Genomic DNA, 14,055 nt, shown 5'->3' on the forward strand with positions numbered 1-14,055 from the left:
TCGCTTGCAAAAGGATTTCGGCATGGTCAGCGTCCCGCGACGGTGAGGTCGACGAGGATCTGCCTACCGTCCAGCTCGTAGGCGAGCAGACCTGGGGCGCGGTAGTCAAGGGGCGGCGCGGCCATCGTGTCGCCGACCGGCCTGATGCCGAGATCGCCCGCCTTGCCCGTGGCCAGGTCCACCAGCGCCACGCCCTTCGGCCGGGCTCCTTCCGTCATGGCGACGGTCACGAACCTGTCGAGCGCGGGCAGGTCATGGGTGAACCCGGGTAGTTCGCGCTCGCGCGAGCCGTCGCGGGTGGCGGCCCTGTCCCCGCGTACGCACCAGGTGACCGCGCAGTCCCACGGCAGACGAGGGTCGTCCACGGGCAGGCTGACACCCCTGCGCTCGCCGGTCAGGACGTTCAACAGGTCGCCGAAGGGCGGCCTTTGGAAGTCCTTCTTCCTGCGCGGGTGCTGGAAGGAGGCCGCCCACGGCCAGCGCAGCAGGTGGCGTCCCGTGCTTCCCTCGACCTTCGAGGGCCTGCCGCCCGACAGCGGGGCCTGGAACAGCCCGCCGTCACGCCCCAAGGACCAGACGACCTTCCCCTCCGCCACGGCCAGGTTGCCGATCTCGGCCCTGCCCGGTCTGTCCTCGAAGGAGGTGACCTTTCGCTGCGCGCCACCCTTCTCCGGCGCCGCCCAGATGTCGACGACCCTGCGCTCGCCGTCCTTGCGGAGGGTCCACCACACGAGTTGGCCGTCGCCGAGAGCGGTGAAGCTCCAGGACACCACCGTGCCCTTCGGCACCCGCACCGCCACGAGTCGCTCCGCCCTGCGGGTGTCGAGATGGTAGGCCCACAGGCCGTCCGACCTGTCGGCGTTGCCGTCCCGCAGCGTGCGGACCAGCACGGTGTCCTTGTCCAGGAATCTCTCCGGGGTGTACGGCCTGCCGTTCGGGAGCGTGCGGGAGGCCGTGTGGACCGCGCCTGGCCACGCCTTCCTGATCGGCACGACCTCGGCGGTGCCCGACGCGGGTGCGGCGGGCACGGGACGCGCGTGCGAGATCGCGTTCGTCGCGACGAATCCGGCCACCGTGACCAGGGCCACGGCCGCCGCCCCCGCCGCGGCCGTGCCCCTGCGACGGCGGCGGCGGGTGGCGTCGACCCGGTGGAGGAGGTCGGAGGGCGCGGTGGGTGCCCGCTCCACGGAACGGGACAGAGACGCGGACAGCAGCTTTTCCATGTCGTTCATCGGAGGCTCTCCCATGCGAGTGTCCGGGCGGCGGTGGCAGCGGCGGCGGGGGTTGCAGAGGCGCCGGCAGCGGCGGGGACGCGGGCGGTGGCGCCGGTGTCCGCGCCAGTGCGGGGCAGGGCGCGGCTCATCTCGTCCGCTCCGGCTGGAGGGCCAGGTGGAGGCCCGCTCTCAGCTTGTCGAGGGCGCGGGAGGCCTGGCTGCGGACGGTGCCGAGAGAGACGCCCAGCATGGCGGCGATCTCCGCGTCCGGGCGGTCCTCGTAGTAGCGCAGGACGATCACTGCCCGCTGGCGGCGGGGGAGCAGTGACAGCTGCCGCCACAGGTCGGAGTCGAAGTCGGCCCACTGGGACGGCGTGTCGGCCGTCTGCCTGTCGGGGGGCTCCCACGTGAGGTGCTCGCGCCGCCTTCTCCGCCACACCGCGATGTGCAGGCGCGTCATCGTCACCCTGACGTAGCTCTCGGGGTCGTGCTTGCTGCGCACGCGCGACCAGGAGCCTCGCAACCGCACCAGCGCCTCCTGCACCAGGTCCGCCGCGTCGTGCGGATTGCCGGTGAGCGCGTAGGCGTACCTCATCAGCGCGTCGGCCCGGTCGGCGACGAACGTCTCGAACAGCAGGTCGTCGGTCATCTGGTCCCTTCCATCCCGATATAGACGGGCGGGAGGAGCCTGGCGTTGCACGGAGGCGGCTCGCCGTCAGAAATGTCGGTGCCACCGCCTACAGTGAGAAACATGCGGCCGGTAACAGATTTGCAGCGGAAGGTGGCGCCCTTCGAGGTCGTCACCGAGATGACCCCTTCCGGCGACCAGCCCACGGCCATCGCCGAGCTGGAGCGCAGGGTCCTGGGCGGGGAGAAGGACAACGTGCTGCTCGGCGCCACCGGCACCGGCAAGACCGCCACGGTCGCCTGGCTGATCGAGCGGTTGCAGCGACCCGCCCTGGTCATGCAGCCCAACAAGACGCTGGCCGCGCAGTTCGCCAACGAGCTGCGGGAGATGCTGCCCAACAACGCCGTCGAATACTTCGTCTCCTACTACGACTACTACCAGCCCGAGGCCTACGTCCCGCAGAGCGACACCTACATCGAGAAGGACTCCTCGATCAACGACGAGGTCGAGCGGCTGCGCCACTCGGCCACCAACTCGTTGCTGACCAGGCGCGACACCATCGTGGTCGCCTCCGTCTCGTGCATCTACGGCCTGGGCACCCCGCAGGAGTACGTCGACCGCATGGCCAGGCTCCGCGTCGGCATGGAGGTCGACCGCGACCAGCTGCTGCGCCGCCTGGTCGACATGCAGTACACCCGCAACGACCTGGCCTTCACCAGGGGCACGTTCAGGGTGCGCGGCGACACGATCGAGATCATCCCCAAGTACGAAGAGCTGGCCGTCCGCATCGAGATGTTCGGCGACGAGGTCGAGAAGCTCTCCACGATGCACCCGCTGACCGGCGACGTCATCACCGAGGACGAAGAGCTCTACATCTTCCCCGCCTCCCACTACGTGGCGGGCGAGGAGCGCATGGCCAGGGCCGTCCAGAGCATCGAGGCCGAGCTGGTCGAGCGGCTGGCCGAGCTCGAGCGGCAGGGCAAGCTGCTCGAGGCGCAGCGCCTTCGCATGCGCACCACCTACGACATCGAGATGATGCGCCAGGTCGGCACCTGCTCGGGCATCGAGAACTACTCGCGTCACATGGACGGCCGTGAGGCGGGCAGCGCGCCCAACACGCTGCTCGACTACTTCCCCGAAGACTTCCTGCTCGTCCTCGACGAGTCGCACCAGACCGTGCCGCAGATCGGCGCCATGTACGAGGGTGACGCCTCCCGCAAGCGCACCCTCGTCGACCACGGCTTCCGCCTGCCGTCCGCGATGGACAACAGGCCGCTGAAGTGGGAGGAGTTCCTCGAGCGGATCGGCCAGACGGTCTACCTGTCGGCCACCCCCGGCGCCTACGAGCTGGGCAGGGTCAAGGGCGAGGTCGTCGAGCAGGTCATCCGCCCGACCGGCCTGGTCGACCCCGAGGTCGTCATCAAGCCCACCAAGGGGCAGATCGACGACCTGGTGCACGAGATCCGCGAGCGCGCCGACAGGGACGAGCGGGTCCTGGTCACCACGCTGACCAAGAAGATGTCCGAAGACCTCACCGACTACCTGCTCGAGCTCGGCATCAGGGTGCGCTACCTGCACAGCGAGGTCGACACGCTGCGCCGCATCGAGCTGCTGCGCGAGTTGCGGATGGGCGAGTACGACGTGCTGGTCGGCATCAACCTGCTGCGTGAGGGCCTCGACCTGCCCGAGGTGTCGCTGGTGGCCATCCTCGACGCCGACAAGGAGGGCTTCCTGCGCTCGGAGACCTCGCTGATCCAGACGATCGGCCGTGCGGCGCGAAACGTCTCCGGCCAGGTCCACATGTACGCCGACAAGATCACCCCCTCGATGGAGCGGGCGATCGAGGAGACCTCACGGCGGCGGGCCAAGCAGATCGCCTACAACGAGGCCAACGGCGTCGACCCGCAGCCGCTGCGCAAGAAGATCGCCGACATCCTCGACTCGCTGCAGCGCGAGGACGCCGACACCGAGCAGCTGATGGGCAGCGGCAGGCAGCAGTCGCGCGGCAAGGCCCCCGTGCCGGGCTTCGCCGCTCGCCAGGCGGGACAGCACGCCAAGGCGATCGCGGGCGAGATGCCGCGGGCGCAGATGGAGTCGTTGATCGAGTCGCTGACCGAGCAGATGCACCAGTCGGCGGCGGACCTGCAGTTCGAGGTGGCGGCCCGGCTCCGCGACGAGATCAAGGAGCTCAAGCGGGAGCTGAGGGACATGCGTGAGGCAGGGGTGAAGTAGCCCGTCGGTACGGCAGGCCCGGTCACGGCCATCGGGGGACCGGTGGCCGTCCGTCCATCACGCGTACTCCGTCAGGAGGCGGGGATGCGCGACATCATCCGCTCCATGCCGTTGACCCAGTTGACGCGCAGGGCCTCGGCGGCCTGAGGCAGGTCGCCGGCCATGAGGAGCTCGGCCACGCGGCAGTGCTCGGCCTGCTCGCGCTCCAGGGGCGTCTCGTCGCCCGCGAGCAGGTGGGCGTAGCGGCGCATCCCGGCCTTGACGCTGGTGATGAGATCCAGCAGGCGCTCGTTGCGGCAGCCGCTCAGCAGCAGGTCGTGCCACTCGTCGTCGTGGCGTTCTATCACCTGCTGCTCGGCGACGCTGTCGGGGAAGTCGCGGGCCAGCGTGAGTAGCTTGGGCGCGATCTCGCGGAGGTAGGCGGGGTCGGAGCGCTCGAGCGCCAGCGACTCCAGCGCGGCGACGATCTCGCAGAGCTCCCTGAACTCCTTTCGGCTCACCGGTGCGAACCGGAACCCCTTGCCCTGGTTGCTTTCCAGCACGCCTTCGCCCGCCAAGGTGATCAGGGCCTCGCGCAGGGGAGTGCGGCTGACGCCGAGCTCGGTCGCCAGCGCGACCTCGTTGATGTCCGTCCCCGCGGCGAAGTCACCCCTATCGATCCTGCTCAGCAGCTCTTCCCTGATCTGCTCGCGTAGCGGTCGCCGCTCGATCGGCATGAGGCTCCTTAGGTCTTGGCCCTGATCTGCTTAGCGCTTGACGTAGTACAAAATACTACACTATGAATTCTGAATACAGATTTATGGACAGCCAGAAAGGATCATTGGAGTGCGCCTGACCCGAGTGCCGGGGCTGCTGTTCGGCGGTGACTACAACCCCGAGCAATGGCCGGAGGAGGTCTGGGCCGAGGACGTCCGGCTCATGGCCGAGGCCGGGGTCACCATGGCCACCGTCGCGGTCTTCTCCTGGTCGCGGCTCGAGCCCGCGCAGGGCGTGTACGACTTCGGGTGGCTGGACCGCGTCCTCGACCTGCTCCACGAGCACGGGGTGTCCGCCGACCTGGCCACCGCGACCGCCACCCCGCCGCCCTGGCTGGTTCGGGCGCACCCGGAGGTCATGCCGGTCGACGCCCATGGAGTGCGGCTGGAGTTCGGCTCCCGGCAGGGATACTGCCCCAGCTCGCCGATCTTCCGCGAGCACACCGTGCGCCTCGCGACGGCGATCGCCACCCGGTACGCCGAGCATCCGGCGCTGGCGATGTGGCACGTCGGCAACGAGTACGCCGACCACACGCTCGAATGCTTCTGCCCCGAGTCCGCCCGCCACTTCCGCGCCTGGCTCCAGGCCCGCTACGGCACGGTCGGCGCGCTGAACGCCGCCTGGGGCACCTCCTGCTGGGGTCAGCACTACACGGGTTTCGAGCAGATCGAGCCGCCCCGCAAGGCGCCGGGCCCCGTCAACCCGGCCCAACTTCTCGACTGGCGCCGCTTCTGCAGCGACACCCTGCTGGAGCTGTTCACCGCCGAGCGGGACGCGCTGCGCGAGGTCACGCCGGCCGTTCCGGTCACCACGAACTTCATGAGCATCCTGCACGGTCTCGACTACTGGTCGTGGGCGGCGGCCGAGGATCTGGTGAGCGACGACGCCTACCCCGACCCTGCCGACCCCGAGTCGCACGTGGCGGTCGCCCTCAGCTATGACCTCATGCGCTCGCTCAAGCGACGCCCCTGGCTGCTGCTGGAGTCGGCGCCGTCGGCGGTGTCGTGGCGCGAGGTCAACGTGCCCAAGCCGCCCGGCATGATGCGCCTGCACAGCCTCCAGGCGGTGGCCCACGGCGCCGACGGAGTGATGTTCTTCCAGTGGCGACAGGCGAAGTACGGTCCGGAGAAGTTCCACTCGGCCCTGCTCCCGCACGGGGGTACCGCGACGCGCGGCTGGCAGGACACGCTGCGGCTCGGCGCGGACCTCCGGCGGCTTGCCGAGGTCGCGGGCACCGCCACGCGCGCCGAGGTGGCGCTCGTCCTGGGCTGGGACAGCTGGTGGGGCCTGGAGGCGCCGGAGTCGATGCCGTCGAACCGCCTCAAGCTCAAGGACCTGCTGCTGGCCTGGTACGCGCCGCTGCACGCCCGCGGGATCGCCGTCGACCTGGCGCCCCCTGACCGCGACCTGTCGGCCTACCGCGTGGTGATCGTGCCCAACCTCTACCTGTGCACGGCCGAGCAGGCCAAGGCGCTGGCGTCGGTCACGGGCGAGCTGGTCGTCGGCCCGTTCAGCGGCGTGGTCGACGAGTCGGACCAGGTCCACGACGGCGGCGCCCCCGGCCCGCTCCGCGAGCTGCTGGGGGTCGCGATCGACGAGTTCTGGCCGCTCGCCGACGGCGTCACCCAGCGGGTACGGCACGCCGGTGGCGACGTCGGCCTCGCCAGGACGTGGGCGGAGTGGCCGCGCGTGGTCGGCGACGCCGTGGAGGTCCTGGCCCGCTACGAGGGCGGAGACCTGGACGGCCTGCCCGCCATCACCCGCAACGGCCACGCCACCTACCTCAGCTGCCTCCTCGACGACCTCAGGCCCGTCCTCGACCGCGTGCTGCACGACGTCCCGGCTCTGGACGTCCCCCTCGGCGTCGAGGCCACCCGGCGGGAGAACCACCTCTTCCTGCTCAACCACACCAGCACCCCGCAGCAGGTCGCCCTTCCGCAGCCAGGCAGGGACCTGCTCAGCGAAACCGACCTGCGAGGGGTCATCACCCTCGCCGCGCGCGACGCCGTCGTGCTCAGGATCGAAGGAGACACGTGACGCACCCGTACATTCCGAACGCCGAGCCAGGCGTGCGGGCCGAGATGCTCGCCGCCATCGGCGCGTCGAGCGTCGAGGAGTTCTACGCCGACATCCCGGCGGACCTGCGCCTGGCCCGGCCACTCGACCTCCCGGAGCCCCTCACGGCCGAGCACGACCTCGTGCGCCACATGAAGGGCCTGTTCGACCGCGTCACCGACACCGAGGAGGCACTGAGCTTCCTCGGGCACGGCTGCTACCCCCATTACGTGCCGGCCGTCTGCGACGAGGTGAACTCCCGGAGCGAGTTCCTGACCGCCTACGCCGGTGAGCCGTACGAGGACCACGGACGGTTCCAGGCCCTGTTCGAGTACGTCAGCATGATGGGCGAACTGCTCGAGATGGACGTGGTCAACGTCCCCACCTACGACGGCTTCCAGGCGGCGGGCACGGCCCTGCGCATGGCCTGCCGCTACACCAGTCGCTCGAAGGTGCTCGTCAGCGGGGCCGTCAGCGCCGACAAGCTGAGCAAGCTGCGCGACTTCCTCAGCCCGGACATCGAGATCGCCCTCGCCCCTGCGGGCGAGAGCGGCGAGATCTCCGTGGCGGAGTTCGACGACTCCTACGCGGCGATCTACCTGGAGACCCCCAACGTCTACGGCGTCGTCGAGACGCGCGGACGGGAGCTGGCCGACCTCGCCCACGCGCACGGCGCGCTGCTCGTGGTCAGCGCCGATCCCATCTCGCTGGGAGTCCTCGCCCCGCCCTCCTCCTACGGCGCCGACATCGCCTGCGGAGACATCCAGTCGCTCGGCATGCACCAGAGCTACGGCGGCGGCCACGCCGGGTACATCGCCACGGCCGACCATGAGCCCCTGGTGGCCGAGTTCCCCTCGCGGCTGTTCGGCATCGCCCCCACCAAGGTGCCCGGCGAGTACGGCTTCGGCGACGTCTTCTACGACCGCACCTCCTTCGCCCTGCGCGAGGAGGGCAAGGAATGGGTGGGAACCGCCGCGGCCCTCTGGGGCATCACGGCCGGCGTCTACCTGGCTCTCATGGGGCCGCAGGGCATGCGGGACCTGGGCGAGACCATCCTGGCCCGCACCCGCTACGCCATGGACGCCCTCGCCGGGTCCGTCACGGTGCTGCACCGGGAGGCGATCCACTTCCGCGAATTCGCCATCGAGGTGCCCTCGAGCGCGGCCCTGCTCGACGGGTTGCGCGCCCGCGGCATCTACGGCGGCGTCGCCCTCGACGACCGCACGGTGCTGGTCTGCGTGACCGAACGCCATTCCATCACTGACATCGACCGTCTCGCCGCTGCCGTCCAGGAGGTGCTGTGAACACCGCGGAATCCTTCGCCGAGCTCCCAGTCGCGCCGAAGCCACCGCTACGCCGCTTCCACCAGGCCCGCTGGGACGAGCCGATCATCTTCGAGCTGTCCGCCCCCGGCCGCCGCGGCCTCGCCGTGCCGGAGGCGGGCGCCCCGCCGGTGGAACTCCCCGAGACCGTCCGCCGCGCCGAGCCCCCGAAACTGCCCGAGATGTCGCAGCTGCACGTGCTGCGGCACTACCTGCGCCTGTCGCAGGAGAACCTCGGTGTCGACCTCAACATCGACGTCGGTCAGGGCACCTGCACGATGAAGTACAGCCCCAAGGTCAACGACCGGTTCGCCGCCGCGATCGCCGAGCTGCACCCGCTCCAGCACGAGGAGACCGTGCAGGGCGTGCTGGAAATCTACTGGCGGCTCGAACGGATGCTGGCGGAGATCTCCGGCATGTCCAGGGTCTCCCTCCAGCCCGGATCCGGGTCGGCCGCCATCTACGCGAACATCGCCATGATCCGCGCCTACCACGCCGCCAACGGCGAGGGCCACCGCGACCAGGTCATCACCACGATGTTCTCCCACCCGTCGAACGCCGCCTGCGCCAAGACCGCCGGCTACGAAGTGATCACGCTGATGCCGGACGCCGACGGCTACCCGGACATCGAGGCGCTGCGCGCGGCCGTCGGCCCCCGTACCGCCGCGCTGATGATCACCAATCCGGAGGACACCGGCATCTTCAACCCCCGGATCAGGGAGTTCGTCGAGCTGGTGCACTCGGTGGGCGGCCTGGCCTGCTACGACCAGGCCAACGCCAACGGCATCCTCGGCATCACCAGGGCCCGCGACGCCGGGTTCGACCTGTGCCACTTCAACCTGCACAAGACGTTCTCCACCCCGCACGCCTGCGGCGGCCCCGCGGCGGGCGCGTGCGGCGTCTCGGCGGCGCTGGAGCCGTTCCTGCCCGGCCCGGTCGTCACCTTCGACGGCGCCACGTACGGGATGGAGACCCCGCCCAGCTCGATCGGCAAGGTGCGCCCGTTCCTCGGCGTCACCCCCAACATCGTCCGCGCCTACGCGTGGATCATGGCCATGGGCGCCGAGGGACTGCGGCAGGTGGCCGAGACGGCCGTGCTCAACAACAACTATCTGATGCACAAGATCCTGCAGATCCCCGGCGCGTCGGCGCCGTGGGACAAGCGGCGCGTCGAACAGGTGCGCTACTCCTGGCAGGAGCTCTCGGAGGAGACAGGGGTCCACTCCGAGGAGATCGGCGTCCGGGCGGCCGACTTCGGCGTGCACTACTGGACCAGCCACCACCCGTACCTGGTGCCTGAGCCTTTCACGCTGGAGCCGACGGAGTCGTACTCGAAGGAGGACCTCGACGAGTACGCCGCCATCCTGGCCCACGTGGCCTCCGAGGCGCGCACGGATCCCGAGTTCGTCAAGGGCGCGCCGTACAACCAGAGCGTGCACAAGATCGACACGACATCGCTCGACGACCCCAAGGCGTGGGCGCCCACCTGGCGCGCCTACGTTCGTAAGCACCTGTCATGACCTCCGACGTCGCCGCCCCGCGGAATCCCGTCCCCTTTCCTGACCGCGAAGTGGTGGTCGGGCTGGTCGTCAACCCGGTGGCCGGGCTGGGCGGGGCGGCGGGCCTCAAAGGCAGCGACGGCGAGCAGGTGCAGCGCGAGGCCCTGGCCAGGGGTGCGACGCCCCGGGCGGGGGAGCGGGCGGCGCGCGCCGTCCGCGCTCTCCTGGCCCGCCGCCCCGGCACCCGCGTGGTCACGGTGCCGGGCTCGATGGGCGAGCACAGCGCTCGCGACGCCGGAGCGCCCTGCGTCCTGGTGCGACCGTCACCCTCGTCCTCGGCCGATCCCGGATCGGCCGGCGCCACCACGGCACGGGACACGCGCCGGGCGGTCCTCGCGCTCGCCGACGTCGATCTGCTGCTGTTCGCGGGGGGTGACGGGACCGCGCGGGACGTCCTCGACGCGGTCCGCGAGCTCGGCGACCAGGCGCCGCCCGTGCTGGGGATCCCGGCAGGGGTGAAGGTCTACTCGGGGTGCTTCGCCGTCAGCCCTGCCGCGGCGGGGTTCCTCGCCGCGGGGTACGCCTCCGGCCTGCGGCACGGGCCGGGGACGGCGGGCGCCGGCACGGTGGAGGCCGAGGTGGTGGATCTCGACGAGGATCGCTACCGGCAGGGGCTGGTCAGCCCACGCCTCTACGGGAGCCTGCGGGTGCCCGCCGCCAGGGCGGCCCTGTCGGGACGGAAGTCCGGCTCCTCCGGAGTCGTCCCCGCCTCCGTCGAGGGCATCGCGCGGGAGGTCGTGGCCCGCATGCGGCCAGGTGTCCGCTACGTCCTTGGCCCCGGCGCCACCACGCAGGCGGTCGGCCGCGAGCTCGGGCTCACGACCACGCTGCTCGGGGTGGACGTGGTCGAGGCCGACGACGGGGGCGTGCTGGTCGCGGGCGACGTCTCCGAGGCGGAGCTGTTCGCTCTCGTCACCGGCAGGGAGGCGGTCGTCGTGCTGTCGGTGATCGGCGGGCAGGGGTTCGTCCTCGGCCGCGGGAACCAGCAGGTGTCCCCCAGAGTGATCGACGCGGTCATCGGGTGCGGGGACGCCACAGGCCGGCGGCTGCTCGTGCTGGCCACCCCGCAGAAGCTGGCCGCGTTGCGGGGACGGCCGCTGCTGGCCGACAGCGGCGACGAGGGCCTCGACCGGAAGCTCACCGGGCACGTCCAGGTGATCACCGGGTACCGCGAGAGCACGATTTACCAGATCTGTACGGCAAGTGAGGAGTTTCAGGGATGAACACGCTCGAGGGCAAGATCGCGATCGTCACGGGCGGTGCCTCGGGCATCGGGCGGGCCACGGCGCTGACCTTCGCCCGCGCAGGCGCCAGGGTGGTGGTCGCCGACATCGACGGCCCCGGCGCGGAGGCGACGGTCGAGCAGATCGCCGCCGTGGCCGGCGACAAGGCCGCCGTGGCCGTGCGGGCCGACGTGTCGGACTCCGACGACTGCCGCAGGATCGTCCAGACCGCCCTCGACGCGTTCGGCGCTCTGCACGTGCTGTTCAACAACGCGGGCATCATCCGCCGTACCACGGCCCTGGATCTCGACGTCGAGGAGTGGGACCGCGTCATGGCGGTCAACGTCAGGTCCGTCTTCCTCATGTGCAAGCACGCCATCCCCGCCATGACCGAGGGCGGTTCCATCGTCAACACCGGCTCCGGATGGGGCCTGAAGGGCGGTGGGAACGCCATCTCCTACTGCGCGTCCAAGGCCGCGGTGGTCAACATGACCCGGGCCCTCGCCATCGACCACGCCAGGGCCGGCATCCGGGTCAACTCCGTGAACCCCGGCGACACCGACACACCGATGCTGCGCGACGAGGCCCGTCAGCTCGGAGAGGACTGGGCCGCGTTCCAGACCGACGCGGCCGACCGGCCGATGGGCAGGTCCGGCACTCCGGACGAGATCGCCCAGGCCGTGCTCTTCCTGGCGAGCGACGCCGCCAGCTACATCACCGGATCCGCCCTCGTCGTCGACGGCGGCGGCCTCGCCTGACACCCGGGGCCCGGCCTCGGCCTGCCCCCGCCGTGCCTGACCCCCACTCGCCTCGACACCCCCCTGAACACAAGCCTGAAGGAGCCACCATGAAGCGTGCGCTAGCCATCCTGGGCGTCCTCGCCCTCGCCACCACCGCGTGCAGCGGCAGCGGCGGCGGGAACGTTCCCGGCACGAGCGGCGGCCAAGGACAGGTCACCGTCCGCTGGTCCACCTGGGGATCGGCCGAGGACCTCAAGCTCTACGAGAAGTTCACCGACGACTTCCACAAGCGGCACCCCGGCATCCGGCTCAAGCTGGAGTCGGTCGCCGACTACGAGGACTACCACCCCAAGCTGCTCGCCCAGCTCACCAGCAAGACGGCGCCCGACGTGTTCTTCGTGGGCGACGACAACATCGGCAAGTTCGTCTCCGCAGGGGTGGTCACCCCGCTCAACGACCAGCTGTCCGGGCCGGAGTCCAAGAGCAAGCCGGAGGACTTCTTCGAGGGCATCTACGGCGGCGCCAAGCTCGACGGCAAGATCTACGGCGTCCCCAACGACACCAACCCCGAGGTCCTCTGGTTCGACAAGCAGGCCCTGAAGGACGCGGGGATCACCGAGGACCCCGCCGCCCTCCACGAGGCCAAGCAGTGGACCATGGCGAAGTACCTGGAGATGAACGCCAAGCTCAAGGCGGCGGGCAAGGCCGGCTCGATCTTCTGGAACTGGTACGGCTCCACGTACTCCATGATCAACGGCTTCGGCGGCAAGGTGTGGGACGGCGGCAAGTTCGTCGCCACCACGGACGCCAAGTCCCGCCAGGCGCTGCAGATGCTGGCCAAGGGCTACCAGGACAAGACCTTCCTCAGCGCCGACACCCTGCCCGACAGCAACGGGCCCAGCACCCAGTTCCTCAAGCACAAGGTCGGCTTCTACGCGGGCGGTCGCTGGGTGATCGACTCGTTGAAGAAGGGCGGCGAGCTGGACAACTACGACATCGTGCCGTTCCCCTCGCAGACCGGCGAGCCCATGCCCGGCGCCGTCGCCGCCTCCTACCTGTCCATCAACAAGGACACCAAGCTGCCGAAGGAGGCCTTCACGTTCCTCACCGAGTTCGTCGGCAAGGACGGCCAGCTCCTGCGGCTCAAGGGCGGCGGCGCGGTGCCGTCCGTCAAGGGCGCCGAGCAGGTCGTGCTGGAGGACAAGTACCCCGCCCACGCCCAGACCTTCCTCGACGTGCGCGACACCGGCTTCGCCAACTACGCCGAGGAGGTCTCCGTGCCAGGCCTGACCGCCGACATCAACGAGCACCTGATGAAGGTGTGGACCGGCAAGGTCGGCTTCGACGAGGGCATGACCGAGTTGCAGAAGCTCGTCGAGAGCAAGCTGGGCTAGCCGTGGCCATCCTCACCGAGGCCCGCCCTCAGGTGGCCCGCCGGGCGAAGGGCGTCAGGAACAGGGACGGCTGGTGGGCCGCGTTCTTCCTCGGGCCACAGCTCACCCTGCTGGCCGTGTTCCTGGTCTTCCCGCTCGGGTTCGCCGTCGTGCTGGCCTTCATGCGGTGGGACGGGCTGGGCCAGAAGGAGTGGGTGGGCCTGGACAACTTCGCCGCCCAGCTCTCCGATCCTGAGTTCGGGCTGGCCGTGTGGAACACGGTCAAGCTCGCGCTGCTGACCGCGCCGTTCGGGCTCGCACTGGCGCTGCTCATCGCGGTCGCGCTGAACAGCGTCAAGGGCGGCGGCTTCTACCGCGTGCTGTACTTCATGCCGGTGGTCACCAGCTCGGTCGCCGTCGCGCTGATGTGGCAGATCATCCTGGCCGGCGACGAGTACGGCGTGCTCAACGCCTCGCTGGAGCGCTGGTTCGGCATCACCGGCCCTGACTGGCTGGGCGATCCCGGCTGGGTGATCGTGGCCATCGCGGTGGTGACGATCTGGTCGTCGCTCGGGCTCAACGTGGTGATCTTCCTGGCCGGGCTGCAGACCATCCCGCCGCAGATCGTCGAGGCGGCCAGGATGGACGGCGCGGGCAGCCTGCGCATCTTCCGCTCGGTCACGCTGCCGCTTCTCTCGCCCACGATCTTCTTCTCGACCGTGGTCGCGGTGATCAGCTCGTTCCAGGCGTTCGACCAGATCTACGTGCTGGTCAACCCGAAGTACAACGATGGCGCGCGCACGATCGTCTACCAGGTCTACGAGCTCGGCTTCCAGGACTTCCAGTTCGGCATGAGCAGCGCCGCCGCGCTGATCCTGCTGGTCCTGACGCTGCTGGTGACCCTCGTCCAGTTCGCCGCGCAGAAGCGCCTCGTCCACTACGACACGTGAGGG

General features: G+C 70.1%; 11 protein-coding genes. 8 read left to right on the forward strand and 3 right to left on the reverse strand.

What is annotated here, in order from left to right:
• Positions 1 to 26: 26 nt before the first annotated feature.
• Entirely contained in the window at positions 27 to 1,232 is a 1,206-nt protein-coding gene (locus tag FHR33_RS40180; RefSeq protein WP_183659223.1) for a hypothetical protein, read from the reverse strand.
• Positions 1,233 to 1,359: 127 nt separating this feature from the next.
• Entirely contained in the window at positions 1,360 to 1,863 is a 504-nt protein-coding gene (locus tag FHR33_RS40185; RefSeq protein WP_183659225.1) for a SigE family RNA polymerase sigma factor, read from the reverse strand.
• A 102-nt stretch (positions 1,864 to 1,965) separates the two neighbouring features.
• Between FHR33_RS40185 and uvrB the strand changes: the two genes are divergently transcribed.
• Positions 1,966 to 4,074: an excinuclease ABC subunit UvrB gene (gene uvrB, locus FHR33_RS40190; protein WP_183659227.1), complete on the forward strand. Its 2,109-nt coding sequence runs from the start codon at positions 1,966 to 1,968 to the stop codon at positions 4,072 to 4,074.
• 71 nt (positions 4,075 to 4,145) lie between these two features.
• On the opposite strand, the gene FHR33_RS40195 is transcribed toward uvrB, so the two are convergent.
• The gene (locus FHR33_RS40195; RefSeq protein ID WP_183659229.1) at positions 4,146 to 4,790 is read right to left on the reverse strand and encodes a GntR family transcriptional regulator; all 645 of its coding nucleotides are present in this window, start codon (positions 4,788 to 4,790) and stop codon (positions 4,146 to 4,148) included.
• Positions 4,791 to 4,899: 109 nt separating this feature from the next.
• Between FHR33_RS40195 and FHR33_RS40200 the strand changes: the two genes are divergently transcribed.
• The 7 genes from FHR33_RS40200 (at position 4,900) to FHR33_RS40230 (ending at position 14,052) form a co-directional block, all read left to right on the forward strand.
• Positions 4,900 to 6,867 carry a beta-galactosidase gene (locus FHR33_RS40200; RefSeq protein ID WP_312895952.1) on the forward strand — a complete coding sequence of 656 codons (1,968 nt, stop codon included), beginning with the start codon at positions 4,900 to 4,902 and terminating at the stop codon, positions 6,865 to 6,867.
• Positions 6,864 to 8,189, forward strand: coding sequence for an aminomethyl-transferring glycine dehydrogenase subunit GcvPA (gene gcvPA / locus FHR33_RS40205; RefSeq protein ID WP_183659231.1), 1,326 nt, complete (start codon positions 6,864 to 6,866; stop codon positions 8,187 to 8,189). The genes FHR33_RS40200 and gcvPA overlap by 4 nt, the downstream gene beginning before the upstream one ends.
• Positions 8,186 to 9,727, forward strand: a complete 1,542-nt coding sequence (gene gcvPB, locus FHR33_RS40210; protein WP_183659233.1) for an aminomethyl-transferring glycine dehydrogenase subunit GcvPB — start codon at positions 8,186 to 8,188, stop codon at positions 9,725 to 9,727. The genes gcvPA and gcvPB overlap by 4 nt, the downstream gene beginning before the upstream one ends.
• Positions 9,724 to 10,989: an ATP-NAD kinase family protein gene (locus FHR33_RS40215; RefSeq protein ID WP_183659235.1), complete on the forward strand. Its 1,266-nt coding sequence runs from the start codon at positions 9,724 to 9,726 to the stop codon at positions 10,987 to 10,989. Before gcvPB ends, FHR33_RS40215 begins: the two co-directional genes overlap by 4 nt.
• The gene (locus FHR33_RS40220) at positions 10,986 to 11,747 is read left to right on the forward strand and encodes an SDR family NAD(P)-dependent oxidoreductase (RefSeq protein WP_183659237.1); all 762 of its coding nucleotides are present in this window, start codon (positions 10,986 to 10,988) and stop codon (positions 11,745 to 11,747) included. Before FHR33_RS40215 ends, FHR33_RS40220 begins: the two co-directional genes overlap by 4 nt.
• 89 nt (positions 11,748 to 11,836) lie before the next feature.
• Entirely contained in the window at positions 11,837 to 13,123 is a 1,287-nt protein-coding gene (locus tag FHR33_RS40225) for an ABC transporter substrate-binding protein (protein ID WP_183659240.1), read from the forward strand.
• 2 nt (positions 13,124 to 13,125) lie between these two features.
• Positions 13,126 to 14,052, forward strand: a complete 927-nt coding sequence (locus FHR33_RS40230; RefSeq protein ID WP_183659242.1) for a carbohydrate ABC transporter permease — start codon at positions 13,126 to 13,128, stop codon at positions 14,050 to 14,052.
• The last annotated feature ends 3 nt before the right edge of the window (positions 14,053 to 14,055 follow it).

Source organism: Nonomuraea dietziae (assembly GCF_014195505.1).
Taxonomy (GTDB): Bacteria; Actinomycetota; Actinomycetes; order Streptosporangiales; family Streptosporangiaceae; genus Nonomuraea; species Nonomuraea roseola.

Bases quoted from the DNA above. Each gene is read 5' to 3' on its own strand.
- FHR33_RS40215 (WP_183659235.1), top strand. From the start codon at position 9,724: ATGACCTCCGACGTCGCCGCCCCGCGGAATCCCGTCCCCTTTCCTGAC.
- FHR33_RS40180 (WP_183659223.1), bottom strand. From the start codon at position 1,232: ATGAACGACATGGAAAAGCTGCTGTCCGCGTCTCTGTCCCGTTCCGTG.
- FHR33_RS40185 (WP_183659225.1), bottom strand. From the start codon at position 1,863: ATGACCGACGACCTGCTGTTCGAGACGTTCGTCGCCGACCGGGCCGAC.
- FHR33_RS40220 (WP_183659237.1), top strand. From the start codon at position 10,986: ATGAACACGCTCGAGGGCAAGATCGCGATCGTCACGGGCGGTGCCTCG.
- FHR33_RS40195 (WP_183659229.1), bottom strand. From the start codon at position 4,790: ATGCCGATCGAGCGGCGACCGCTACGCGAGCAGATCAGGGAAGAGCTG.
- FHR33_RS40225 (WP_183659240.1), top strand. From the start codon at position 11,837: ATGAAGCGTGCGCTAGCCATCCTGGGCGTCCTCGCCCTCGCCACCACC.
- uvrB (WP_183659227.1), top strand. From the start codon at position 1,966: ATGCGGCCGGTAACAGATTTGCAGCGGAAGGTGGCGCCCTTCGAGGTC.